The organism is Bradyrhizobium sp. Cp5.3 (genome assembly GCF_000426265.1).
Lineage (GTDB): Bacteria > Pseudomonadota > Alphaproteobacteria > Rhizobiales > Xanthobacteraceae > Bradyrhizobium > Bradyrhizobium neotropicale.
Genome location: NZ_AUFA01000049.1, coordinates 1 through 24,129 on the forward strand (window position 1 = coordinate 1; position 24,129 = coordinate 24,129).

Here is a 24,129-nt window from a genome sequence, read left to right on the forward strand (position 1 = left end):
TCTACTACTTCACGCTGGTCGTCACGCTGGCGATCTACCTGTTCTCGGTGAACCTGTTGCGCTCCCGCTCGGGCCGCGCCTTCATGGCGATCCGCGACAACGAGATCGCCGCCTCCGCGATGGGCGTCAACGTCGCGCTCTACAAGACCCTCGCCTTCGGCGTCTCCGCCGGCATCACCGGCGTCGCCGGCGGCCTCAGCGCGATCGCGGTGCAGTTCGTGGCACCGGACAGCTTCACCATCACGCTCGCCATCCAGCTGTTCCTCGGCATGGTCGTCGGCGGCGTCGGCTGGCTGCCAGGCTCGATCGTCGGCGCCGCCTTCATCATCTTCGTGCCGAACCTCGCCGAGGGCATCTCCAAGGGCCTCTCCGGCGCCGTGTTCGGCGTGCTCCTGTTCCTCGTCATCTACCTCGTGCCGCACGGCGCAAGGCAGGTCGCGATCATAGGCCAGCAGCTCGCCGGCAAGCTCAGAAAGAACTGAAGATACTCAATGAAGGAGACCAAATTGCTTCCTGGACGAACACTACGAACCGCCGCGCTGGTCACGGCAACGGCGGTCATGACTCTCACCTCCGGCGCAGCACTCGCCCAAAAGAAATACGATACCGGCGCGACCGACACTGAGATCAAGATCGGCAACATCATGCCGTACAGCGGTCCGGCGTCGGCCTATGGCATCATCGGCAAGACCGAAGAAGCCTATTTCAAGATGATCAACGACAAGGGCGGCATCAACGGCCGCAAGATCAATTTCATCACCTATGACGACGCCTATTCGCCGCCGAAGGCCGTCGAGCAGGTGCGCAAGCTCGTCGAGAGCGACGAGGTGCTGGCCGTCTACAATCCGCTCGGCACGCCGTCGAACACCGCGATCCAGAAATACCTGAACGCCAAGAAGATCCCGCAGCTCTTCGTCGCGACCGGCGCCACCAAGTGGAACGATCCGAAGAACTTCCCCTGGACCATGGGCTGGCAGCCCTCGTACCAGAGCGAGGCGCAGATCTACGCGAAATGGCTGATGAAGGAGAAGCCTGACGCCAAGATCGCGATCCTCTATCAGAACGACGATTTCGGCAAAGACTACCTCAAGGGCACCAAGGACGGACTCGGTGCCAAGGCCTCGTCCATGATCATGATGGAAGAGAGCTATGAGGTCTCCGAGCCGTCGGTCGACGGTCACATCGTCAAGATCAAGGCCGCCAATCCCGACGTGCTGCTGATCTATGCGACGCCGAAGTTCGCTGCCCAGACCATCAAGAAGACCGCCGAGCTTGGCTGGAAGCCGCTCCAGATCCTCACCAACGTGTCGATCTCGGTCGGCAGCGTCATGAAGCCGGCCGGCTTCGAGAATGGGCAGGGCGTGCTGTCGGCGGCCTATGCCAAGGATTCCACCGACCCGCAGTGGAACAACGACCCCGGCATGAAGAAGTGGAACGAGTTCGTCGACAAGTACATGCCGGGCGCCGACAAGACCGACACCGGCATGGTCTACGGCTATGGCGCGGCGCAGACGCTGGCCAAGGTCCTGGAAATGTGCGGTGACGATCTGACCCGCGCCAACCTCATGAAGCAGGCAGCTTCCTTGAAGGATTTCGCGCCGGACACCCTCCTGCCCGGCGTCAAGATCAACACCAGCGCGACCGATTTCGCGCCGATTTCCCAGCTCCAGATGCAGCGCTTCAAGGGCGAGAAGTGGGAACTCTTCGGCGAGATCATCAGCGGCGACGTCGCATCCGATTAAGGCGCTGACGCAACGTTCGGCCTTCACGAGCCCCCGCGAGCGATCGCGGGGGCTTTTTGTTGACGTCAGGCCCCAATCTTGTTCAATGCGACGCCGATCCAACCGGGGTGGGAGAACAATGACTGCCGTACGTTTTCAGGTTGCGGCCGTTTCGGCCGTGGTCGCGTTGTGCACTGCGATGAGCAGCCCGGCTCTGGCGCAAAAGAAATACGATAGCGGCGCTTCCGATACCGAGATCAAGATCGGCAATATCATGCCCTATAGCGGCCCGGCCTCGGCCTATGCCGTGATCGGCAGGACCGAGCAGGCCTATTTCGACAAGATCAACGCCGAGGGCGGCATCAACGGCCGCAAGATCAAGTTCATCTCCTACGACGATGCCTACTCGCCGCCGAAGACGGTGGAGCAGGCGCGCAAGCTGGTCGAGAGCGACGGTGTGCTGCTGATCTTCGGCTCGCTCGGCACCTCCACCAACGGCGCCATCCGCAAATACATGAACGAGAAGCAGGTGCCGCAATTGTTCGTGGCGAGCGGCGCCTCCAAATGGAACGATCCCAAGCAATATCCCTGGACCATGGGATGGCAGCCGAGCTACGTGAGCGAAGCGCGCATCTACGCCAAGTACATCATGAAGGAGAAGCCGGACGCGAAGATCGGCGTGCTCTACCAGAACGATGATTTCGGCAAGGACTATCTGAAGGGGCTGCACGACGGCCTCGGCGCCAAGGCATCGATGATCGTGCTGGAGGAGGCCTACGACACGTCGGAGCCGGCGGTCGACGAGCACGTCGTCAAGCTGAAGGCTGCGGGCGCCGACGTCCTCATCAGTATCACCACGCCGAAATTCGCGGCGCAGGCGATCAAGAAGGCGGCCGAGACCAACTGGCATCCGATGCACATCATTTCCAACGTCTCGGCGTCGGTTGGCGGCGTGCTCGAGCCGGCGGGTCTCGAGATCTCGCAGGGCATTCTGTCGGCAGCCTACGCCAAGGACGGCTCCGACCCGCAGTGGAACGGCGATGAGGGCATGAAGAGGTTCTACAACTTCCTCGCAAAGTTTGCCCCGAAGGCGAACAAGCTCGATGCGGGCGTCGTGTTCGGCTATGGCGCGGCACAGACCATGGTGAAAGTGCTGCAGATGTGCGGCGACGACCTGACGCGCGAGAACATCATGAAGCAGGCGGCGAGCCTGAAGGATTTCGAGCCCGACACGCTCCTGCCCGGCATCAAGATCAACACTGCGCCGGACAATTTTGCCCCGATCGAGCAGCTCCAGATGATGCGGTTCAAGGGCAAGGCGTGGGAGCTGTTCGGCGACGTCATCTCCAGCGAATTGAGCCACTAGGGCGCGCAACTCAAAATCGATCTCGCGGTATCTGGCAACTCAGGACAGCCGCTTTGACCGCGGCGTCTTCTCGCAGTTGCAACCGGGCTTCCGCGGCGGGTTGACCATCGCCGGTGACTACTAAAGGAGCAGCCCCTGCGGCGTCGTCGCAGGGGCTTTTTCTTGAAGGCGTCAACCAAATCGTATTGAATTGCGGCAGCGTTGCCAAAAAGGCTCGAGACAAGAAAAGGAACGCACACACACCAAGAAAATAGGGAGATAGGAATGCCCGCTGTCACCGGCAAACTTGCGGCCGCGTCACTGGCGCTTGCGCTCATTGCGGCCTCGGCCTCCACCGCATCGGCGCAGAAGAAATACGATACCGGCGCGACCGATACCGAGATCAAGATCGGCAACATCATGCCCTACAGCGGACCGGCTTCCGCGTACGGCATCATCGGCCGCACCGAGGCCGCCTATTTCAAGAAGATCAACGACGAAGGCGGCATCAACGGCCGCAAGATCAACTACATCAGCTACGACGATGCCTATTCGCCGCCGAAGACGGTGGAGCAGGCGCGCAAGCTGGTCGAGAGCGACGAAGTGCTGTTCATCTTCAACTCGCTCGGCACGCCGCCGAACTCGGCGATCCACAAATACATGAACTCGAAGAAGGTGCCGCAGCTCTTCGTTGCGACGGGCGCCACCAAGTGGAACGACCCGCAGAACTTCCCCTGGACCATGGGCTGGCAGCCCAACTATCAGAGCGAGACGCAGATCTATGCGAAGTGGCTGCTCAAGAACAAGCCGGATGCCAAGATCGCCGTGCTCTACCAGAACGACGATTACGGCAAGGACTATCTGAAGGGTCTGAAGGACGGCCTCGGCTCCAAGGCCTCGTCGATGATCGTCGCGGAGGAGAGCTATGAGACCTCCGAGCCGACCATCGACAACCATATCGTCAAGCTGAAGTCGACCGGCGCCGACGTCTTCATGAACATCACGACGCCGAAGTTCGCGGCGCAGGCGATCAAGAAGAACGCCGAGATCGGCTGGAAGCCGCTACACTTCCTCAACAACGTCTCGGCCTCGGTCGGCAGCGTGATGAAGCCCGCCGGCTTCGAGAACGGCCAGGACATCATCTCCGCCGACTATCTGAAGGACGTCTCGGATCCGGAATGGGCCAACGATCCCGGCATGAAGGATTTTCTGGCCTTCATGACCAAATATTTCCCCGAGGGCGACAAGCTCGATAAGGGCACGATCGTCGGCTACGCCGTGGCGCAGACGCTGGTGCAGGTCTTGAAGCAGTGCGGCGACAATCTCACGCGCGAGAACGTCATGAAGCAGGCCGCCAGCCTGAAGGACTTCCGCACCGAAGCGCTGCTACCCGGCGTTCAGATCAACACGTCTGCGACCGACTTCGCGCCGATCAGCCAGCTCCGGCTCGAGAAGTTCAAGGGTGAGCGGTGGGAGCTGTTCGGCGACGTGATCAGCGCCGACGTCGGCGGCTGACCCTCCGAACGGCGCGACGGCAGAAGCCCCCTGCGGGACTATCGCAGGGGGCTTTCGATTTCTGCGCGGATTATCATCACGCGATTGCACAATCGAATGATTGCAAAGCCTGCTTACCCTTTCCCGCCCGATGCGCTAGGCAGGTACTATGGCGAGCGGCACGCGCGCTCGCCGGTCACTCCACTCCGCGAAGGCCTCGCCAATGACCGACCGACGTCCTCTTCTCCGCGCGCTCTACGATGCTGCTGTTGCCGCGGCCCATCCCGACGTGGTGCTGGCGCCGCATCTGCGGCCCGTCCCCAAGGGACGTGTGATCTGCCTTGCCGCCGGCAAGGGCGCAGGCGCGATGGCCGCGGCCGCGGAGCGGCATTATCTCGACGAGCTCAATCTTGCATCGGAGCGGCTGGTCGGCATCGCCACCACCCGCCACGGCTATGGCGTGCCGACGCGTCGCATTCGTGTGGTCGAGGCAGGCCATCCCGTGCCCGACGAGGCCGGCCTGAAGGGCGCCGCCGATACGCTCGCACTCGCAGCGCAAGCCGGGCCCGACGATCTCCTGCTGGTGCTGCTCACTGGCGGCGGCTCGGCGAACTGGATCGCGCCGGTGGAGGGGATCAGCTTCGCGCAGAAGCAGGCGGTCAACAAGGCGCTGCTGCGCTCGGGCGCGCCGATCGGCGAGATGAACACGGTGCGCAAGCATCTCTCTCGCATCAAGGGCGGCCGGCTTGCGCGCGCCGGCAGGAATGCCGCCGAGATCGTCACGCTCGCGATCTCCGACGTGCCGCATGACGATCCCTCCGCGATTGCATCCGGTCCCACGGTGCCGGACCCGACCACGCTCGCGGATGCGCGCGCCATCGTGGCGAAGTATGGACTTGTGATCGACGACGCCGTGCGCCGCGCGCTCGACGATGCCGGCAATGAAAGCTGCAAGCCGGGCGATGCCGCCTTCGCGCGCGCGCATTTCGGGCTGATCGCGCGTCCGAAGCAATCGCTCGACGCCGCGGTGAAGCTCGCGAAAGAGGCGGGCTATGAGACGATCGATCTCGGCGCCGATCTCGAGGGCGAGGCGCGCGAGGTCGCGGCCGATCACGCCAAGCTCGCGCTGCAGGCCCGCGCGGCCGGCAAGCGCGTCGCGATCCTCTCCGGCGGCGAGCTCACGGTGACCGTGCGCGGCAACGGGCGCGGCGGGCCGAACCAGGAATACGCGCTGGCGCTTGCCGATCTCCTGAAGGACACGACCGGCATCGCGGCGCTGGCCGGCGACACCGACGGCGCCGATGGCGGCGCCGGTAACCCCACTGATCCGGCCGGCGCTCTGATCGATGCGGCGACGTTCGCGAAAATGAAAGCGCTGGGCCTTGAGCCGCAGGCCTATCTCGCCAACAACGATGCCTCAGCATTCTTTGAGGCCACCGGCGACCTCTTGCTGCCGGGCCCCACGCTGACCAACGTCAACGACATCCGCGTGATTTTGGTGGATTGAAGTTCCGGCCTCTCCACCGTCATGGCCGGGCCAGTCTAACCCCGATGGAGCTGTCATGCCCCGCGAAGGCGGGGAATCCAGTACGCCGCGGCCTCTCCGTATCCACTGCGGCCTCTGGAATACTGGATCGCCCCGATCATGTCGGGCGATGACAGCTGAGAATGGGGATCGCGCTTGCCACAAGCCTGCTTGTCCGCCGGCCGGACAGGACCGCCGCTTCAAAACTCGTTGGCGATCTTCGAGAGCATCGCGATCAGGGCCTCGCGATTGGCGGTCCCGAGCAGGTCGTTCAGCCGGGCCTCATGCTTGCTCGCGACCAGCTTCTTGGCGCGGGCCAGCACAGCCTTGCCCTTGTCGGTCAGCACAAGGATGTGCGAGCGGCGGTCGTTGGTCGAGCGGATCCGCGCGCAGAGGTCGCGGCTCTCGAGATTGTCGAGCATGGCCACGAAGTTCGGGCGGAGGATGCCGAGGGTGGAGGCGATCTCGGTCTGATTGCGCCCCGGATTCCTCTCGACCAGCAGCAGCACGGAGAACTGGGCCGGGGTCAGCTGCAGCGAGGCGACGCAGCGCAGGAAGTTCTCGAACACCTTGAGCTGGGCGCGCTTCAACACGTAGCCGAGCTGCTCGGAGAGCTCGCCGAGCTGAAGGGCCTCGGCGAGGGCCTCGGGCGGGTCCTTGCGGCCCTTGGTCGCCTCCGCAGCCTTTTCAGCCGATTTTTCAGCGGTTTTTGAAACGGTCATCGCCTCGTGCTCGCAATCCCGCTAAAATTCGGGGGTGGGTCGTGTGTCGCCCTTGAGATTATATTTGATAATTGTTATGAACCATATCAAATATCGTCAGCGTTTTTCAATGGCTGTGAGCGGACCGTCCACCGGAATCGGGGGGCCGGGTCCGGATCTTTAGGGGGAGCGTCCGGTCTTGAACACCACCATAATGCTGTTCCTGCTGCAGGACGGCATCACCAATGGCGCGATCTATGCGCTGCTCGGATTGGCGCTGGTGCTGGTGTTCGCCGTCACCCGCGTCATTCTGATCCCGCAGGGCGAGTTCGTCACGTATGGCGCGCTGACCTATGCCTCGCTCGCCTCGGGCCAGATGCCGGGCACGGCCAGGCTCGCGCTTGCCATGGGGTTCGTCGCCTTCGTCCTCGACCTCGTTGTCGCGCGCAAGTCGCTGCATGGGCGGCTGATCGCACGGACCTTCCTCACCAACATCGTGCTGCCGGGCATCGTGCTGGCGGTCACGCTCTACTTCGCCGGCCAGAAGCCGCCGGTCGCGGTCGCAATGGCGCTCTCGCTGGTGATCGTCGCGCTGATCGGCCTGTCGCTCTATCGCATCGTGTTCCAGCCGCTCGCCCATACCTCCGTGCTGGTGCTGCTGATCGCCTCCGTCGGCGTCCACCTCGCACTCCAGGGCCTGGGGCTTCTGTTCTTCGGCGCCGAAGGCCAGCGCGGACCTGCCGTGCTGTCCGCCGCGTTCACCGCGGGCTCGCTGCGCTTCACCGGCCAGAGCATCACGGTCTACGGCATTACCATCGCCTTCATCGTCGGCCTGTGGCTGTTCTTCGGCCTGACGCTCTACGGCAAGGCGCTGCGCGCGACCGCCGTCAACCGGCTCGGTGCGCGGCTCGTCGGCATCCGCACCACGCTGTCGGGACAGATCGCCTTCCTGCTGGCCTCCGTCATCGGCGCGCTCTCCGGCATACTCATCGTCCCGATCACGACGCTCTATTACGACAGCGGCTTCCTGATCGGCCTCAAAGGCTTCGTCGCTGCGATCATCGGCGGCCTCGTCAGCTATCCGCTCACGGCTGGCGCGGCCCTCGTGGTCGGCATCGTCGAGGCGTTCTCGTCCTTCTATGCGAGCAATTACAAGGAGGTCATCGTCTTCATGCTCTTGATCCCGGTGCTGCTGCTGCGCTCGCTCGCAGCTCCCGCGGTCGAGGAAGAGAAGGACTGACGCGCGATGCAGACCCGGCTTCCTATCCTTTTCTTCGCGCTTCTCATGGCGGCGATCCCGTTCATTCCCGGCGTGCCGCCGTTCTGGATCGTGCTGCTCGACAATATCGGCCTCGCGGCGCTGGTCGCGATGGGCCTCGTGCTGCTCACCGGCGTCGGCGGCCTCACCTCGTTCGGGCAGGCGGCTTTCGTCGGCTTCGGCGCCTACACCACGGCGGTGCTGTCGACGGCCTACGGCCTGTCGCCGTGGCTGACCCTGCCATTGTCGCTGCTGGTCAGCGGCTTGCTCGCGGTGCTGCTCGGCCTGATCACGGTCCGCCTCTCCGGCCACTACCTGCCGCTCGGCACGCTCGCCTGGGGGCTCGGGCTGTTCTACCTCTTCAGTAAGCTGGAATTCCTGGGGCGCAACGACGGCATATCGGCGATCCCGCCGCTGTCGATCGGCTCGTTCAAGATGCTCGATCCCGGCTCGATCTATTATGCGGTCTGGGTCGCGGTCATCCTCTCCGCGCTGCTCACCATGAACCTCCTGGACTCCCGCACCGGCCGCGCCATCCGCGCGCTTCGGCGCGGCCATGTCGCCGCGGAGGCCTTCGGCGTGCACACGCCGCGCGCAAAGCTCCTGGTCTTCATCCACGCGGCGATGCTCGCCGGTCTTTCGGGCTGGCTCTATGCGCACATGCAGCGCGCGGTGAATCCGACGCCGTTCGGCGCGCAGGCCGGCATCGAGTATCTCTTCATCGCCGTGGTCGGCGGCGCCGGCTATGTCTGGGGTGGCGTGCTCGGCGCGGCAATCGTCGTGATACTGAAAGAGGTGCTGCAGAGCTATCTGCCGCTGATCCTGCCTGGGGCCGGACAGGTCGAGACCATCGTGTTCGGCATCATGCTGGTCGTGCTGCTCCAGCTCGCCCCCGGCGGCGTCTGGCCGTGGCTGATGTCGTTCCTGCCGCAGAAGGCCAATGGCAGAAAGCCGGACACGTCGCTGACCTTGCCGGCACGCGTGCGTGCCTCCGGCGAGGCCGGCGTGCTGCTCCAGGTCGAGAAGGCGCGTAAGCAATTTGGCGGCGTGATCGCCGTCAACAACGTCTCGTTCGACGTCCAGGCCCGCGAGATCGTCGCCCTGATCGGGCCGAACGGCGCGGGGAAGAGCACGACGTTCAACCTCATCACCGGCGTGCTGTCGGCCACTTCCGGCTCGATCTCCGTGCTCGGCAGGAAGGTCGACAGGGCGCCGCCACAGGAGATCGTCAAGCTCGGCATCTCCCGCACCTTCCAGCACGTCAAGCTGGTGCCCGACATGACGGTGCTCGAGAACGTCGCGATCGGCGCGCATCTGCGCGGCCATTCCGGCCCCGTTTCCTCGATGCTGCGGCTCGACCGCACTGACGAGGCGAAGCTGCTGGCCGAAGCCGCGCGCCAGATCGAGCGGGTCGGGCTCGCCGACCAGATGCATCAGCTCGCAGGCTCGCTGTCGCTGGGACAACAGCGCATCGTCGAGATCGCGCGCGCCTTGTGCGTCGATCCGATGCTGCTCCTGCTCGACGAGCCGGCCGCGGGCCTCCGCCACATGGAGAAGCAGCGGCTTGCCGCGCTCCTGCGCGAATTGCGCGACGGCGGCATGAGCGTGCTGCTGGTCGAGCACGACATGGGCTTTGTCATGAATCTCGCCGACCGCATCGTGGTGCTCGACTTCGGCACCAAGATCGCGGAGGGCACGCCCGCCACGATCAAGACCAATCCCGAAGTGATCAAGGCCTATCTCGGAGTGGCGGCATGAGCGCGCTGTTGTCCGTCACCGACGCGCATGTCGCCTACGGCAAGGTCGAGGCCGTGCGCTCGGTCTCGCTCGAGGTCGGCGCGAACGAGATCGTCACTATCGTCGGCGCCAACGGCGCCGGCAAGACCACGCTGCTCTCCGCCATCATGGGCGTCCTGCCGCTGAAGGGACGTGTTGCCTTTGCCGGCCAGGATCTGGCGCGGCTCGACATCGAGGACCGCGTCGCGATCGGCCTTGGCCTCGTGCCGGAGCACCGCGAACTGTTCGTGACCATGAATGTCGAGGACAACCTCGAATTAGGTGCCTTCCGCATCGAGAAGAGCCGGGCGAAGGCTTCGATCGAGCGAGTCTATACGCTGTTTCCACGGCTGAAGGAGCGGCGCAAGCAGCTCGCCGGCACCTTGTCCGGCGGCGAGCAGCAGATGCTCGCCATGGGCCGCGCGCTGATGGGTGAGCCGAAACTCCTGATGCTGGACGAGCCGAGCCTTGGCCTTGCCCCGATCATCGTCGCCGACATCTTCCGCATCGTCACCGAGCTGCGCGCCAGCGGCGTGTCGGTGCTGCTGGTCGAGCAGAATGCGCAGGCCGCGCTGAAGATCGCGGACCATGCCTATGTGATGGAGCTCGGCGAGTTCGTGCTCAGCGGCAAAGCCACCGACATCGCCGCCAACGAACGCGTCGCCGCAAGCTATCTCGGCTTCCAGCACGAAGGCACGAGCGTGTTGTGACTGCCACCCTTCCCTGGAGGGGGAGGGTCGATCGCGCGAAGCGCGAGCGGGGTGGGGTGATCTCTCCGCTCGGGCAGAGTTCGATGCGGAAGCACCGTCACCCTACCCCGCTACGCATTCCGCTTCGCTACATGCGTCGCGACCCACGAGCGAGCTACGCTCGTCTCGGACCCCTCCAGGGGAGGTAACGGAGCGGTTCGTCAAGAGACTCCAGTCGCCGCCGCGGTCCCCTTCAGCGCCGCCACCTCCGCTTCCAGCTCCGCGATCCGCTGATCCCTCGCCGCCAGCGCCGCCGCCACATCCGCTGCATCGAACTTCTGCGGAATATGCTGTGGGCAGTTCGTGTCCCACGCTGCGATCTTGAACACGATCACCTGTTCGGGCCGTGCGCGGTAACCCTTCGGCATCAGCGATTGCGTCAGCGCGTCGTCGTCCTCGACCACGCGGGCCTCGCCCCAGATCTTCACCCGGCGGCGGTGGGCGTAATCCATCACGAAGATGTAGGCCTTGGGATTCTCCGACAGGTTGCCTTGAGTGAGGAACTGCTGGTTGCCGGCGTAGTCGGCGAAGGCGAGCGTCTGCTTGTCCAGCACCTTGAGAAAGCCCTTCGCCCCGCCGCGGTGCTGGATGTAGGGCTGGCCATCCGCCGAGGCGGTGGCGAGATAGAAGCTGTTGGCATCGGCCAGGAACGCCGCCAAGTTCTCGTCGACCTCGGTGCGCCAGCCGCGCTGCTCGGCGCGGGCATAGGCCTCGCGCGAACCCTTTCGAGTCTGGATCGTTTTCACCGCCGGCGTGAAGGCCACGTCGCTGGCATAGGTGCGGGCTGCTGCAGTCATCGGAACATCTCCTGAAATTCCCACCCATTTCGCGTCTTCCAGGGACTAAAGTGGACCTTCTGTCGGCTAAAACAATCAGCCCGCTTGACACTTCATCGTTGCGATATATGCAATAATAGGATGGACCGTCTCGACGCCATGCAGGTCTTCGTCGCCGTCGCGGATCTCAGCGGCTTCGCGCCCGCTGCGCGCAAGCTGCGGCTGTCGCCCTCGGCGGTGACCCGGCAGATCGCAGCGCTGGAGGAGCATCTCGGCGCGCGGCTGTTGCAGAGGACCACGCGGCAGGTGACGCTGACCGACGTCGGCACTCGCTACCTGGAGCGTGCGCGGCGCATCCTCGCCGATGTCGAGGAGGCCGACGGCTCCGCGCGGGAAGAGCGCAACCGGCCGAGCGGACGGCTCGTGGTGTCGGCGCCGGTCGGTTTCGGCCGGCTGCATGTCGGGCCGGTGATGGCGGACTATCTCAAGCGCTATCCCGACGTCGCCTGCGAGCTGCGGCTGTCGGACAATCTGGTCAACCTCGTGGAAGACGCCGTCGACGCCGCGGTGCGGATCGGCCATCTCGCCGATTCCTCGCTGGTGGCGCGCCAGGTCGGCGAGATGCGGCGGATCGTGGTCGGAGCGCCTGCGTATTTCAAGCGCCATGGCGAGCCGAAGACGCCGGAGGCGCTCGCCTCGCACCAGACCATCCAGTTCGGTCCCGCGTCCGAATGGCGCTTCCTGCGCGACGGCCGCGACATCGAGGTTGCACCTCACCCGCGCTTCATCAGCAACAGCGCCGACGCCGCCTTGCAATATGCCGAGGCAGGCGGCGGCGTGACACGCGTGCTGGCCTACCAGGCCGCCGAAGGCCTGAAGCGCGGGCGGCTGAAAATCGTGCTGGCGAAGTACGAGCAGCCGGCCCTGCCGATCCACATCATCTATCCGACCTCGCGGCTGCTCTCGGCCAAGGTGCGCGCGTTCATCGATCTCGTCGTGGAGACGACGGCGTGGAGGTTTGGGTAGCTTGACCCTCTCCGTCATGGCCGGGCTTGTCCCGGCCATCCACGCGTTTCGTGGCATGCGGTGCCAAAGACGTGGATGCCCGGGTCAAGCCCGGGCATGACGACGGAGAGAGCCGGCCTACCCCTTCTTCGGCACCACGCGGAACGTGCCGCTGGCGCGCGCGATCACGGTGTCGTCGGCCTTGATCAGGCTTTGCGCGAAGCAGATCGTGCTGCCGGTCTTGATCACGTCGCTCTCGATCGAAAGCCATTGTCCGATCTCGGCCGCGCCGACGAAATCGACCGACAGCGAGATCGTGACGAACGTGGTGGTCCAGTTCGTCGCCTGCGCGCAGCTATAGCCCATGGCGTTGTCGGCCAGAGCCGCGATCAGCCCGCCATGGATCAGGCCGCGCCCATTGGTGTGCGGCCTTGCCAGCCGGAGGCCGATGATCACGGCCTTGTCGGTCTTCTTGGCGTAGAGCGGCTCCCAGGGCTCGGTGAGCGGGCTCTTGCGGAAATGCGGTTCAAAACCTTCGGGGATGTCGGTGGTCATGTTCGGCTCGCGTGCTGGAGGCGTCAGGCTCCATTGAACGCGATCTCGATGACGGTTTCACCGCCTACAAAGTTTGAAACGGAATTTGCACGGTCGTTTGAAATGCGATGACCGGCGCGTTGCCAAGGCGGTCATCACTCCGAAGCGAGGGCAGGGCAATCGCAACTGCGATGCAGGAGGTCGTCATGCCCGGGCTTGTCCCGGGCATCCACGTTCTTTGTGCCGCATGGCAAGGCGTGGATGGCCGGGACAAGCCCGGCCATAACGATGCGAAGCATCAGCGCCCCGAGAGCCAGCGCATATGCGGTCGCCATGCAAGTGAGGGCAATGGCGAGAAGGATGACCTATCCCGCGCCCGCGCGCTTCTTCTGCCACACGAGGTGGACGGCGCAGGTGCAGCCCGGAGGATGCGAGGCGAGATCGTCCGAAGACACGTCGTTCGCGGGCGTCGCCGCGAATGAGGTCCTGGCCGCATTCTGCTGCGCCGGAATGTAGTTCAACACCGGCGCGAGCCAGCGTTCGACCTCGGCGACCTCCATGCCCTTGCGCGCGGCGTAATCCTCGACCTGATCGCGCTCGATCTTGCCGACGCCGAAATAATAGCTCTCGGGGTTCGCGAAATAGAGCCCGGACACGGAAGGTCCCGGCCACATCGCAAAGCTCTCGGTCAGCTTCACGCCGGCCGTGTTCTCGGCGTCGAGCAGTGCGAACAGCGTCGCCTTCTCGGTGTGATCCGGCTGCGCGGGGTAGCCGGGAGCGGGACGGATGCCCTGGTACTTCTCCAGGATCAGCTCGTCGTTGGACAGCGCCTCGTCCGGAGCATAGGCCCAGAACTCGCGCCGCACGCGGGCATGCATGCGCTCGGCAAAGGCTTCGGCCAGGCGATCGGCGAGCGCCTTGCAGAGGATCGAGGAATAGTCGTCATTGGCCTTCTTGAAGCGGTCGGCAACCGCGTCCTCGCCGATGCCGGCGGTGACGACGAAGCCGCCGACATAATCGGGGACGCTGCCAACAGGTGCGATGAAGTCGGAGAGCGCCGCATTGAAGCGGCCCTCGCGCTTCTCGAGCTGCTGGCGCAGCGTGTGCAGCGTCGCAATCGTCTTGGTCCGGCCCTCGTCGGCGTAGAGCACGATGTCGTCGCCCTGCGCATTCGCCGGCCAGAAGCCGATCGTCGCGCGCGCCCGGAACCATTTTTCCTTGACGATGGTGTCGAGCATCTTGCGCGCATCGTCATAGAGCGAACGCGCGACCTCGCCGACCTTGGCGTCGTCGAGGATGGCGGGGAAACGGCCCGCAAGCTCCCAGGTCTGGAAGAACGGCGTCCAGTCGATGCAGTCGACGAGCTCGGCGAGGTCGTAGTCGTCGAACGTCTTGGTGCCGAGGAAGGTCGGCTTCACCGGCTTCGATGCGGCAAAATCGATCGGCACGCGGTTGGCGCGGGCATCGGCCAGCTTCAGGCGCTTCTTGTCGGCCTGCGCGCGCAGATGCGCCTCGGAGATCTTGGCGTATTCGGCGCGCACCTCGGCGGCGTAAGACGCGCGCTTCTCGGGCGAGAGCAGGGAGGAGGCGACGCCGACGGCGCGGCTGGCGTCGTTGACATGCACCACCGGACCTGCCCGGTAGCTCGGGTCGATCTTCACCGCCGTATGCACGCGGCTCGTGGTGGCGCCGCCGATCAGCAGCGGCAGCTTCAAGCCTTCGCGCTGCAATTCGCCGGCAAAGAACGCCATCTCGTCGAGCGAGGGCGTGATCAGGCCGGACAGGCCGACGATGTCGGCCTTCTCCGCCTTCACGGTCTCGACGATCTTGGCGGCCGGCACCATCACCCCGAGGTCGATGACCTCATAATTGTTGCACTGGAGCACGATGCCGACGATGTTCTTGCCGATGTCGTGGACGTCGCCCTTGACGGTGGCGAGCACGATCTTGCCGGCCGACGAATTGGCGGCGCCGCCGATGCCGCTGGCGAGGTTGCGCGCCTTCTCCTCTTCCATGAACGGCATGAGATAGGCGACCGCCTGCTTCATCACGCGCGCGGATTTGACCACCTGCGGCAGGAACATCTTGCCGTCGCCGAAGAGGTCGCCGACCACGTTCATGCCGGCCATCAGCGGTCCCTCGATGACGTCGAGCGGCCGCGACGAGGCGGCGCGCGCCTCCTCGGTATCCTGCTCGATGAATTCGGTGATGCCGTGCACCAGCGCGTGGGAGAGCCGTTTCTCCACCGGCCATTCGCGCCAGGTCAGATCCGCTTCCTTGCTCTCGGTCTTCTTGCCGCGGAATTTTTCCGCCAGTGCCAGGAGGCGCTCGGACGCGCCGGGATCGCGGTTGAGAACGACGTCCTCGCAGGTCTGGCGCAGCTCCGGATCGATGTCGTCATAGACGATCATCTGCCCGGCATTGACGATGCCCATGTCCATGCCGGCCTTGATGGCATGATACAGGAACACCGAGTGCATGGCCTCGCGCACCGGCTCGTTGCCGCGGAACGAGAAGGACAGGTTGGAGACGCCTCCCGAGATATGCGCACCGGGCAGGTTCTGGCGGATCCAGCGCGTCGCCTCGATGAAGTCGACGCCGTAATTGTTGTGTTCCTCGATGCCGGTCGCGATCGCGAAAATATTCGGATCGAAGATGATGTCTTCCGGCGGGAAGCCGACGCGGTGCACCAGAATGTCGTAGGCGCGTTTGCAGATCTCCGTCTTGCGCGCGAACGTATCGGCCTGGCCGGTCTCGTCGAAAGCCATCACGACGACAGCCGCGCCATGGCGCCGCGCAACTTTCGCTTCGTGAATGAACTTCTCCTCACCTTCCTTCATCGAGATCGAGTTGACGACCGGCTTGCCCTGCACGCATTTCAGGCCGGCCTCGATCACCGAGAATTTCGAGGAATCGACCATCACGGGCACGCGGGCGATGTCGGGCTCGGCGGCGACGAGATTGAGGAAGGTCACCATCGCGGCTTCGGAGTCGAGCAGGCCCTCGTCCATGTTGACGTCGATGATCTGCGCGCCGTTCTCGACCTGGTCGCGCGCGACCTGCAGCGCGGCCGTGTAGTCGCCGGCGGTGATCAGCTTGCGGAAGCGGGCCGAGCCCGTGACGTTGGTGCGCTCGCCGACATTGACGAACGGGATCGCGTCCGTGAGCGCGAACGGCTCGAGGCCGGAGAGCCTCAAGCGCGGTGCGATCTCGGGCACGATGCGCGGCTTGTGCGGGGCCACCGCGGCGGCAATCGCCGCGATATGATCCGGCGTGGTGCCGCAGCAGCCGCCGACGATGTTGACGAGGCCGTCGCGCGCGAACTCGCCGATCAGGCGGGCCATGTAGTCCGGGGTCTCGTCGTACTGGCCGAACTCGTTGGGCAGGCCGGCATTGGGATAAGCACAAACAAGCGTGCCCGCGACGCGGCCGATATCGGCGATATGCGCACGCAGGTCTTCCGCGCCGAGCGCGCAGTTGAAGCCGATGGTGACGGGCTTGGCGTGCCGCACCGAATTCCAGAATGCTTCCGGCATTTGCCCGGAGAGCAGGCGGCCGGACTTGTCGGTGATGGTGCCGGACACCATCACGGGCACGTCGATACCGCGTTCTTCCGTGATCTCGGCGATCGCATAGAGCGCCGCCTTGGCGTTCAGCGTGTCGAAGATGGTCTCGACCAGCAAGAGGTCGACGCCGCCGTCGATCAGGCCCCTGATCTGCTCGCCATAGGATTCGCGCAAATCGTCGAAGGTGACGGCACGGTAGCCGGGATTGGCAACGTCGGGCGAGATCGAGGCGGTGCGGTTGGTCGGGCCGATGGCGCCGGCAACGAAACGCGGCTTGCCGTCTTCGGCGGCCACGCGCCTTGCGGCGTTACCCGCGAGGCGGGCGCCTTCACGCGCCATCTCATAGACGATGTCGGTGAGGTCGTAATCGGCCTGCGCGATCGAGGTGGTCGAGAACGTGTTGGTGGCGACGATGTCGGCGCCGGCGCGCAGGTAAGCGGCGTGGATATCCTCGATCGCCTGCGGCTGGGTCAGGATCAACAGGTCGTTGTTGCCGCGGAGGTCGCGGTGAAAATCCTTGAAGCGCTCGCCGCGGAAGGCGGCTTCGTCGAACTGCAGGCCCTGGATCATCGTGCCCATGGCGCCGTCGAGGACGAGGATGCGCTCGCGGGCGGCGGCGAGCAGGGCGTTACGTTTGGGCGAAGTGGGTACGGTCATCTGATCCTACGCAGCCTTCTGGGCGCTCTTGGCGCGAATGCCGAGCAAATGGCTGATCGCGAACACGAGATCGGCGCGGTTCATGGTGTAGAAATGGAAGGTGTCGACGCCGTGTTTTGCCAGTTTGTGGACTTGTCCGGCGGCAACCGTCGCGGCAACGAGCTTCCTTGTATCGGGATCATCGTCGAGGCCGTCGAACTTCTCCGCGAGCCAGTCCGGCACGCTGGTGCCGGCGCGGGTGACGAAATTGCGGGCCTGCTTGAAATTGTGCATGGGCATGATGCCGGGCACGATCGGGATATCGATGCCACGGGCGCGCACGCGATCGAGATAGCGGAAGTAGAGATCGTTATCGAAGAAGACCTGCGTGATGGCGCGGGTCGCACCCGCATCGACCTTGGCCTTCAGCGTGTCGATATCGGCGTCGAAATCGCGCGCCTCGGGGTGCTTCTCAGGGTATGCCGAGACCGATACCTCGATGTCGGCATGCCGCTTCTTGATGCCGGCGATGAGCTCGGGCGAGCTCTGGTAACCATCGGGATGGGTGGAGTAGGGCGTGCCGATGCCGCCGGGCGGATCGCCGCGCAAGGCCACGATGTGGCGGACGCCGACCTCGTGGTAGCGGTCGACGATCTCGTCGATCTCGCCGCGGGAAGCGCCGACGCAAGTCAGGTGCGCGGCCGGCAGCAGCGAGGTCTCCTTGAGGATGCGCGAAATGGTGGCGTGGGTGCGCTCACGGGTGGAGCCGCCGGCGCCATAGGTCACCGAGACGAATTTCGGCTCGAGCGGGGCCAGGCGGTTGATGGTCTCCCAGAGATTGCGCTCCATCTCCTCGGTCTTGGGCGGAAAGAACTCGAAGGAGATCGCCGGCCGCTTGGCGAGGTGCCCATTTTGCCCATTATCCTGGACAGTCGTCGTCGGCTCGGTCATGGCCCCACTCACTCCAGATCTCTTCGCAACTGCGGCAGGTTTGGTTGGAAGGCTGCAAGATAAGCCAAACGAGTGTCACTCGACAGCCCATCGTGGATGGGAAATGGCCCACTGTATGCATAATATAGCGTACTTTAGTGCCTGATTTGATTTTCAGTGGGACAGTGGTTGTATAAAATAAATGCATTGTAAATCAATATGATGATTGTATTTACAGGGCGAATCAGCTCGAGCGAAAAGGGTGGGCAGTTTGAAAGTTGGGTGATGTTGCTTACCTAAATCCCACCAGCCCTTCGACCGGACATCCCCGTCTCGCGACCCGCACAATTCAGCTCTGCTGCAACGGGCCATTGCCGCCTCTGCGCAGCGCACTACTTTCACCCGGCCATGATGCCGCTTTCCGTTCTCGACCTGTCCGTCGTCACCACGGGCACAAAACCTGCTGTAGCGCTGCGCAACAGCATTGATCTGGCGCGCCATGTCGATGGGCTCGGCTACGTCCGCTGCTGGCTTGCCGAGCACCATAACCTCGCGTCCGTCGCCAGCCCGGCGCCCGACGTCATGATCGGGCAGATCGCTGCGGTGACAAAACACATCCGCGTCGGCTCCGGCGGTGTGATGCTGCCCAACCACGCGCCGCTGGTGGTCGCCGAACGCTTCAAGATGCTGGAGGCGCTGTTCCCCGGGCGCATCGATCTCGGCCTCGGCCGCGCCCCCGGCACCGACGGTGCCACGGCCTACGCCCTGCGCAGCCGGCTCGACCGGCGCGAGGGCGACGATTTCCTGGAACGGCTGCACGAATTGATCCTGTGGGAGACCCGCGAATTCCCCTCAGGTCATCCCTACAACAACGTCGTCGCGATGCCCGACGACACCCACCTGCCGCCGATCTGGCTGCTCGGCTCCAGCGACTATTCCTCGGAATTGGCCGCGCAGGTCGGCATGGGCTTCGCCTTCGCCCACCACTTCGCGTCGCATGATGCGATCGACGCGATGGTGCATTACCGTAACCGTTTCCAGCCCTCGGCCTGGCGCCCGACGCCGCATGCGATCCTTGCGGTCGCCGTCATCACGGCGGACACCGATGAAGAGGCCGAGAAACTCGCCACCTCCTTCGACCTCAACCGTTTGCGGCGTGATCGCGGTCAATATCTGCCGCTACCGAGCGTCGAGGAAGCGCTGGCCTATCCCTATACGGACGCCGATCGCGCCTCGATCGCCCGTAACCGCTCGCGCCTGTTCGTCGGCAATCCCGCAACCGTCCAGCACAAGCTGAAGCCGCTGATCGACGCCAGCAAGCCGGACGAGCTGATGGTGATCACCGCGGTCTATGACCACGACGCACGGAAGAAGTCGTATTCGCTGCTGGCGGATGCGTTCGGGCTGGGGAAGCAGGCGGTTTAGCTTACCCTCCCCTGGAGGGGAGGGTCGATCGCGCGCAGCGCGAGCGGGGTGGGGTGATCTCTCCACTCGGGCAGTGTTCGTTGCGGAGCGACCGTCACCCCGCCCCGTCTCACATTTCGCTGCGCTCAATGTGAGCCGACCCTCCCCCTCCAGGGGAGGGTGGCACATCACTCCATCTTCTCGCTGAACGTCGCCCGGAACGGATTTCCCGGATACACGCCGACGATGCGGAATTCGCGCGAGAAGAATTTCAGCTCCTCCAGCGCGAAGGCGAGGCCCCTATCGTCGGGATGGCCGTCGACGTCGGCATAGAACTGCGTGGCGAAGAAATTGCCGTCGACCATGTAGCTTTCGAGCTTGGTCATGTTGACGCCGTTGGTGGCAAAGCCGCCGAGCGCCTTGTAGAGCGCGGCCGGCAGGTTGCGCACCCGGAATACAAAAGTGGTGACCAGCGGGCCGGACCCTTGCGCGGCCCATTTCGGCTCGCGCGCCAGCACGACGAAGCGCGTGGTGTTGTGCGCCTCGTCCTCGATGTCCTCGGCGAGGATGTCGAGGCCGTAGATCTCAGCGGCCAGGCGCGAGGCGATCGCGGCAACGCTCTTGTCCTTGCGCTCGGAGATGTCGCGGGCGCTGCCGGCGGTGTCGGCGGCCACGATCGGCCTGATGCCGAGCTTGCGGATGACGCGCCGGCACTGGCCGAGCGCATGGACATGGCTCTCGACGCTCTTGATGTCTTCGAGCTTGGTCCCCTTCACCGCCATCAGCTGGTGGCGGACCGGCAGGAACCATTCGCCGATGATGAACAGGCCGGAGGCCGGCAGGAGGTGATGGATGTCGGCGACGCGCCCCGCCACCGAATTCTCGATCGGGATCATGCCGAGATCGGCTTCGCCCGACGAAATCGCCGACAGCGCGTCCTCGAAGGTCGCGCAGGGCATCGGCTCGGCGTCGGGATAGGCCTCGACGATGGCGATGTGGGAATTGGCCCCAGGCTCGCCCTGGAACGCGATTTTCAGCTTGCTCATAACTGGTCTTCTAACAGCGGCTCAGGATTTGGAAAGGATGCTGCGGGCGGTTTCGAGGTCCGGCGGCGTGTCCACGCCGCGAGGCACGCTGTCGACGATCACGATGTCGATCCGCATGCCGGCCTCGAGAGCCCGGAGCTGCTCCAGACTTTCCTGAACTTCCAGGGGGGAGCGCGGCAGCGATACGAACCGTTCCAGCGCGGCGCGGCGATAGGCGTAGAGGCCGATATGGTGGTAGCGCGGTCCGTCGCCGTAGGGGGCGGTGGCGCGGGTAAAATAGAGCGCTCGCATGCGTCGCGGACCGATGTGGGAGCCGACGGCCTTCACGACGCTTGGGGCGAGGTGTTCCTCTTCGGTGTGGATCTCTGAGGCCAGCGTCACGATGTCGACCGCGGGGTCAGTGAAAGGCGGCAGCACCTCGCGGATGCTCTCGGGCGCAATCGTCGGGAAATCGCCCTGCAGATTGATCACGATCTCGGCTTCCCCCTCTGGATCGAGCTTCTGCATCGCCTCGTGGATGCGGTCGGAGCCGGAGGGGTGTGTGGGGCGGGTCATCACGGCCTCGCCGCCATGGGCGGTCACGATGGAGGCGATTTCCTCCGTGTCGGTTGCAACCGCCACCCGGCCGATCCCGGCGGCTTCGGCCCGCCGCAGCACGTGCACGATCATCGGCATTCCGGCGATATCGGCCAGCGGCTTGCCGGGCAGGCGGGTGGCCGCCATGCGGGCCGGGATCAACACCAGGATGCGGGGATCGGTCATCGGTTCAAGGGCCTGGAAACGGGGCGTTTTCCGCGCCGAGAAATGGGGTGGGGATGGGGTGAAAGCGGAGCCGTTTATACGGGTTGCCAGACCCCGGGCAAACCGATATCTCAATCGGAAACTCGGGGGGATAAAAAGGAACGATTGATTCTCCCGAGGCTCGTCCTGGCGGCCGTTTGGGGCCGCCGTGTCATTCTTGCGGTGTGGGGCCTGGCCGGAAATGGACTCCTTCGAACTCAATAAGATCCTCGGTGCCGTGCTCGGCACCTGTCTCCTTCTGCTGGTGACGAGCTTCGCCGCCCAGGCGGTGTTCACGCCCAAGATGCCGGCAAAGCCGGGTTTCGAAATCGCCGTGAAGGAAGAGGCCGGCGACAAGGGTGGCGGCGCGGCCGCTGCGCCGTCCGAGCCGATCGAAAAGCTGCTCCAGACCGCCTCCGTCGAGAAGGGCGCGGCCGCCGCCAAGAAGTGCGCGGCCTGCCACACCTTCGAGAAGGGTGGCCCGAACCGCGTCGGCCCGAACCTGTTCGGCATCGTTGACGACCACCGCGGCGAAGGCCGCAACGGCTTCAACTTCTCGGCGGCGATGAAGGCCAAGGGCGGCACCTGGACCATCGACGAGCTGAACAAGTTCATCGCCAATCCGAAGGCCGACATCCCCGGCACCGCGATGGGCTTCGCCGGCATTCCAAAGGATAGCGAGCGCGCCGACGTCATCGCCTATCTGAACAGCCTCTCCGACAACCCGAAGCCGCTGCCGACCGCGTCGAAGTAAGGCTTCTCGGCATCGATCTTGGATATGCGGCCAGGCCCAAAGCCTGGCCGTTTCCATATCGGGGGGCTCGCGGCATGTTTATCGGGGCGTTTCGCCGCAGGATACCGCCCGGGAGGGCTTCCAAGATGAGGAAAAAGCAACATATTCGGTCGAAACCTTGCCGTATATTGGGACCTTAAAGAGGGACCCTCCTTCCAGACAGGGATGTTGATTTGGCCATTACCCGACGCGATCTTTTGCTCATCAGCGCCGCGGCCGCGGCGATTCCCGCCCTCGGTTCCCTTGCGGGTGTTCCCGTCATCGGTGCGGCCGGGGCGCAATCGGCTGGTGAGCTGCCTTCAAGTGCTCTGCCCTGGCGCCATGCGCTGTCGCTGTTCGGCGACATCAAGTACCCCGCCGATTTCAAGCGCTTCGACTACGTCAATCCCGATGCGCCGAAGGGCGGCGTCGCGCGCCTGATCTCGCTCGGCACCTTCGACAATTTCAACATTGCGGTCGCCGGCATCAAAGGCTCGCTCGCGCCGGCCGCGGCGCTGATCTACGAAACCCTGATGACCCGCGCGCAGGACGAGGTCGCCACCGAATATGGCGAACTCGCCGAGGTCGCCCAGCATCCGGACGATTATTCCTGGGTGACCTATCGCCTGCGCAAGGAAGCCCGCTGGCATGACGGCAAGCCGGTGACGCCGGAGGATGTGATCTTCTCGCTGGAGACGCTGAAGAAGCAGTCACCGATGTACGCGTCCTATTATCGTCACGTCGCGAAGGCGGAGAAGGTCGGCGAGCGCGACGTCAAGTTCACCTTCGACGCGCCGGGCAATCGCGAATTGCCGACCATCGTCGGCGAGCTGACCGTGCTGCCGAAGCACTGGTGGGAAGGCACCGATTCGCAGGGGCGCAAGCGCGACATCAGCGTGACCACGCTCGAGCCGCCGCTCGGCTCCGGCCCCTACAAGATCAAGGAATTCGTCGCCGGGCGCTCGATCAAGCTCGAACGCGTCAAGGATTATTGGGGCGCCAACGTCCCGAGTCAGATCGGCACCAACAATTTCGACGAGCTGCGTTTCGAGTTCTTCCGTGACAACCTCGTCGCGCTGGAAGCGTTCAAGGCCGACCAGGCCGACTGGATCGCGGAAAATTCCGCCAAGCAGTGGGCAACCGCCTACGACTTCCCGGCGGTGGCCGAGAAGCGGGTGATCAAGGAAGAGTTTCCGATCAACGATTCCGGCCGCATGCAGGCCTTCGTCTTCAACATCCGGCGGCCTCAGTTCAGGGATGCGCGGCTGCGCCGGGCCTTCAACTACGCCTTCGACTTCGAGGAGATGAACAAGCAGCTCTTCTACGGTCAGTACAAGCGCATCAACAGCTATTTCGAAGGCTCGGAGCTCGCTTCCTCCGGCCTGCCGGAAGGGCAGGAGCTGCAGATCCTCGAGACGGTGAAGGACAAGGTGCCTCCGGAGGTCTTCACCACGGCCTATCAGAATCCCGTCGGTGGCAATCCGGAAGCCGTGCGCGCCAACCTGCGCGAGGCGGCAAAGCTTTTGAAGGAGGCCGGGTTCGAGGTGCGGGACCACAAGCTGGTCGATGCCTCCGGCAAGCCGCTCACGGTCGAGATCCTGGTGCAGGACCCTTCGTCGGAGCGCATTGCGCTGTTCTACAAGCCGTCGCTGGAGCGCATCGGCGTCGGCGCCTCGATCCGCGTCGTCGACGACGCGCAATACCAGAACCGGTTGCGCAGCTTCGACTTCGACATGATCATCGACCAGTGGGGCGAGTCGCTGTCGCCCGGAAACGAGCAGCGCGAGTTCTGGGGCTCGCAGGCCGCCGACATGCCGGGCGCGCGCAACACCATCGGCATCAAGAATCCCGCGGTCGACGCGCTGATCGAGAAGGTGATCTACGCCAGGAATCGCGGCGAGCTGGTCGCCGCGACCCGCGCGCTCGATCGCGTGCTGCTGTGGAATTTCTACCTCGTGCCGCAATTCACCTACGGCTTCTCGCGCTACGCCCGCTGGGATCGCTTCAGCCATGCCGAGCCGCTGCCGAAATTTGGCCGGTCCGGCTTGCCGACGCTGTGGTGGTGGGATGCCGAGAAGGCCGCCCGCAACGGAAAACGCTCTTGAGGAAGC

At 64.4% G+C, this 24,129-nt stretch carries 18 protein-coding genes and 1 pseudogene; 12 read left to right on the forward strand and 7 right to left on the reverse strand.

The features are described from left to right. The 5 genes and pseudogenes from K289_RS0135665 to K289_RS0135690 all read left to right on the forward strand — a co-directional run. Positions 1-482: pseudogene (locus K289_RS0135665) on the forward strand (branched-chain amino acid ABC transporter permease); the annotation flags it as partial. Between the two features lie 9 nt (positions 483-491). Further along, positions 492-1,742 (forward strand): ABC transporter substrate-binding protein, encoded by a 1,251-nt coding sequence (locus K289_RS0135670; protein WP_035687051.1) that lies wholly within the window; start codon positions 492-494, stop codon positions 1,740-1,742. 118 nt (positions 1,743-1,860) lie between these two features. After that, positions 1,861-3,087, forward strand: a complete 1,227-nt coding sequence (locus K289_RS0135675; protein WP_027555820.1) for an ABC transporter substrate-binding protein — start codon at positions 1,861-1,863, stop codon at positions 3,085-3,087. 264 nt (positions 3,088-3,351) lie between these two features. After that, positions 3,352-4,581 (forward strand): ABC transporter substrate-binding protein, encoded by a 1,230-nt coding sequence (locus tag K289_RS0135685; protein ID WP_027555821.1) that lies wholly within the window; start codon positions 3,352-3,354, stop codon positions 4,579-4,581. A gap of 202 nt (positions 4,582-4,783) precedes the next feature. Beyond that, positions 4,784-6,067, forward strand: a complete 1,284-nt coding sequence (locus K289_RS0135690) for a glycerate kinase (protein ID WP_027555822.1) — start codon at positions 4,784-4,786, stop codon at positions 6,065-6,067. A 218-nt stretch (positions 6,068-6,285) separates the two neighbouring features. Here the strand turns inward: K289_RS0135690 and K289_RS0135695 are convergent, their stop codons facing one another. After that, positions 6,286-6,807, reverse strand: a complete 522-nt coding sequence (locus K289_RS0135695; protein WP_027555823.1) for a MarR family winged helix-turn-helix transcriptional regulator — start codon at positions 6,805-6,807, stop codon at positions 6,286-6,288. A 178-nt stretch (positions 6,808-6,985) separates the two neighbouring features. On the opposite strand from K289_RS0135695, the gene K289_RS0135700 reads away from it, so the two are divergent. From K289_RS0135700 to K289_RS0135710, 3 genes are read left to right on the forward strand one after another with little or no spacing between them, the layout of a single operon-like run. After that, a complete protein-coding gene (locus K289_RS0135700; RefSeq protein WP_027555824.1) occupies positions 6,986-8,026 on the forward strand; it encodes a branched-chain amino acid ABC transporter permease in 1,041 nt (346 codons plus the stop codon). Positions 8,027-8,032: 6 nt separating this feature from the next. Beyond that, positions 8,033-9,802 (forward strand): ATP-binding cassette domain-containing protein, encoded by a 1,770-nt coding sequence (locus tag K289_RS46295; protein ID WP_051311140.1) that lies wholly within the window; start codon positions 8,033-8,035, stop codon positions 9,800-9,802. Next, the gene (locus tag K289_RS0135710; protein WP_027555825.1) at positions 9,799-10,530 is read left to right on the forward strand and encodes an ABC transporter ATP-binding protein; all 732 of its coding nucleotides are present in this window, start codon (positions 9,799-9,801) and stop codon (positions 10,528-10,530) included. Before K289_RS46295 ends, K289_RS0135710 begins: the two co-directional genes overlap by 4 nt. A gap of 200 nt (positions 10,531-10,730) precedes the next feature. Here K289_RS0135710 and K289_RS0135715 read toward each other — a convergent pair whose 3' ends face one another. Next, positions 10,731-11,366 carry a pyridoxamine 5'-phosphate oxidase family protein gene (locus K289_RS0135715; RefSeq protein WP_027555826.1) on the reverse strand — a complete coding sequence of 212 codons (636 nt, stop codon included), beginning with the start codon at positions 11,364-11,366 and terminating at the stop codon, positions 10,731-10,733. 120 nt (positions 11,367-11,486) lie between these two features. Between K289_RS0135715 and K289_RS0135720 the strand changes: the two genes are divergently transcribed. Continuing rightward, on the forward strand, positions 11,487-12,371 hold the full coding sequence (locus K289_RS0135720; protein ID WP_027555827.1) for a LysR family transcriptional regulator: 885 nt from the start codon (positions 11,487-11,489) through the stop codon (positions 12,369-12,371). Between the two features lie 117 nt (positions 12,372-12,488). On the opposite strand, the gene K289_RS0135725 is transcribed toward K289_RS0135720, so the two are convergent. The 3 genes from K289_RS0135725 to metF all read right to left on the reverse strand — a co-directional run bounded on the left by K289_RS0135725 (position 12,489) and on the right by metF (position 18,037). Further along, on the reverse strand, positions 12,489-12,905 hold the full coding sequence (locus K289_RS0135725; protein ID WP_027555828.1) for a PaaI family thioesterase: 417 nt from the start codon (positions 12,903-12,905) through the stop codon (positions 12,489-12,491). A 344-nt stretch (positions 12,906-13,249) separates the two neighbouring features. Continuing rightward, the gene (gene metH, locus K289_RS0135735) at positions 13,250-17,107 is read right to left on the reverse strand and encodes a methionine synthase (RefSeq protein WP_027555829.1); all 3,858 of its coding nucleotides are present in this window, start codon (positions 17,105-17,107) and stop codon (positions 13,250-13,252) included. Between the two features lie 6 nt (positions 17,108-17,113). Further along, positions 17,114-18,037 carry a methylenetetrahydrofolate reductase [NAD(P)H] gene (gene metF / locus K289_RS0135740; protein WP_027555830.1) on the reverse strand — a complete coding sequence of 308 codons (924 nt, stop codon included), beginning with the start codon at positions 18,035-18,037 and terminating at the stop codon, positions 17,114-17,116. Positions 18,038-18,424: 387 nt separating this feature from the next. Here metF and K289_RS0135745 point away from each other — a divergent pair, with 387 nt between their 5' ends. Then, the gene (locus tag K289_RS0135745) at positions 18,425-19,441 is read left to right on the forward strand and encodes an LLM class flavin-dependent oxidoreductase (protein WP_027555831.1); all 1,017 of its coding nucleotides are present in this window, start codon (positions 18,425-18,427) and stop codon (positions 19,439-19,441) included. A 167-nt stretch (positions 19,442-19,608) separates the two neighbouring features. Here K289_RS0135745 and K289_RS0135750 read toward each other — a convergent pair whose 3' ends face one another. Together K289_RS0135750 and K289_RS0135755 are read right to left on the reverse strand one after the other, a co-directional pair. After that, entirely contained in the window at positions 19,609-20,466 is an 858-nt protein-coding gene (locus K289_RS0135750; protein ID WP_027555832.1) for a prephenate dehydratase, read from the reverse strand. Positions 20,467-20,487: 21 nt separating this feature from the next. Then, positions 20,488-21,228 carry a 3-deoxy-manno-octulosonate cytidylyltransferase gene (locus K289_RS0135755; protein WP_027555833.1) on the reverse strand — a complete coding sequence of 247 codons (741 nt, stop codon included), beginning with the start codon at positions 21,226-21,228 and terminating at the stop codon, positions 20,488-20,490. Between the two features lie 220 nt (positions 21,229-21,448). On the opposite strand from K289_RS0135755, the gene K289_RS0135760 reads away from it, so the two are divergent. Both K289_RS0135760 and K289_RS0135765 read left to right on the forward strand, forming a co-directional pair. Next, complete coding sequence (locus K289_RS0135760; RefSeq protein WP_027555834.1) at positions 21,449-22,000, forward strand: cytochrome c family protein; 552 nt, start codon at positions 21,449-21,451, stop codon at positions 21,998-22,000. A gap of 212 nt (positions 22,001-22,212) precedes the next feature. Continuing rightward, positions 22,213-24,123, forward strand: a complete 1,911-nt coding sequence (locus tag K289_RS0135765) for an extracellular solute-binding protein (protein WP_027555835.1) — start codon at positions 22,213-22,215, stop codon at positions 24,121-24,123. Positions 24,124-24,129 lie beyond the last annotated feature (6 nt).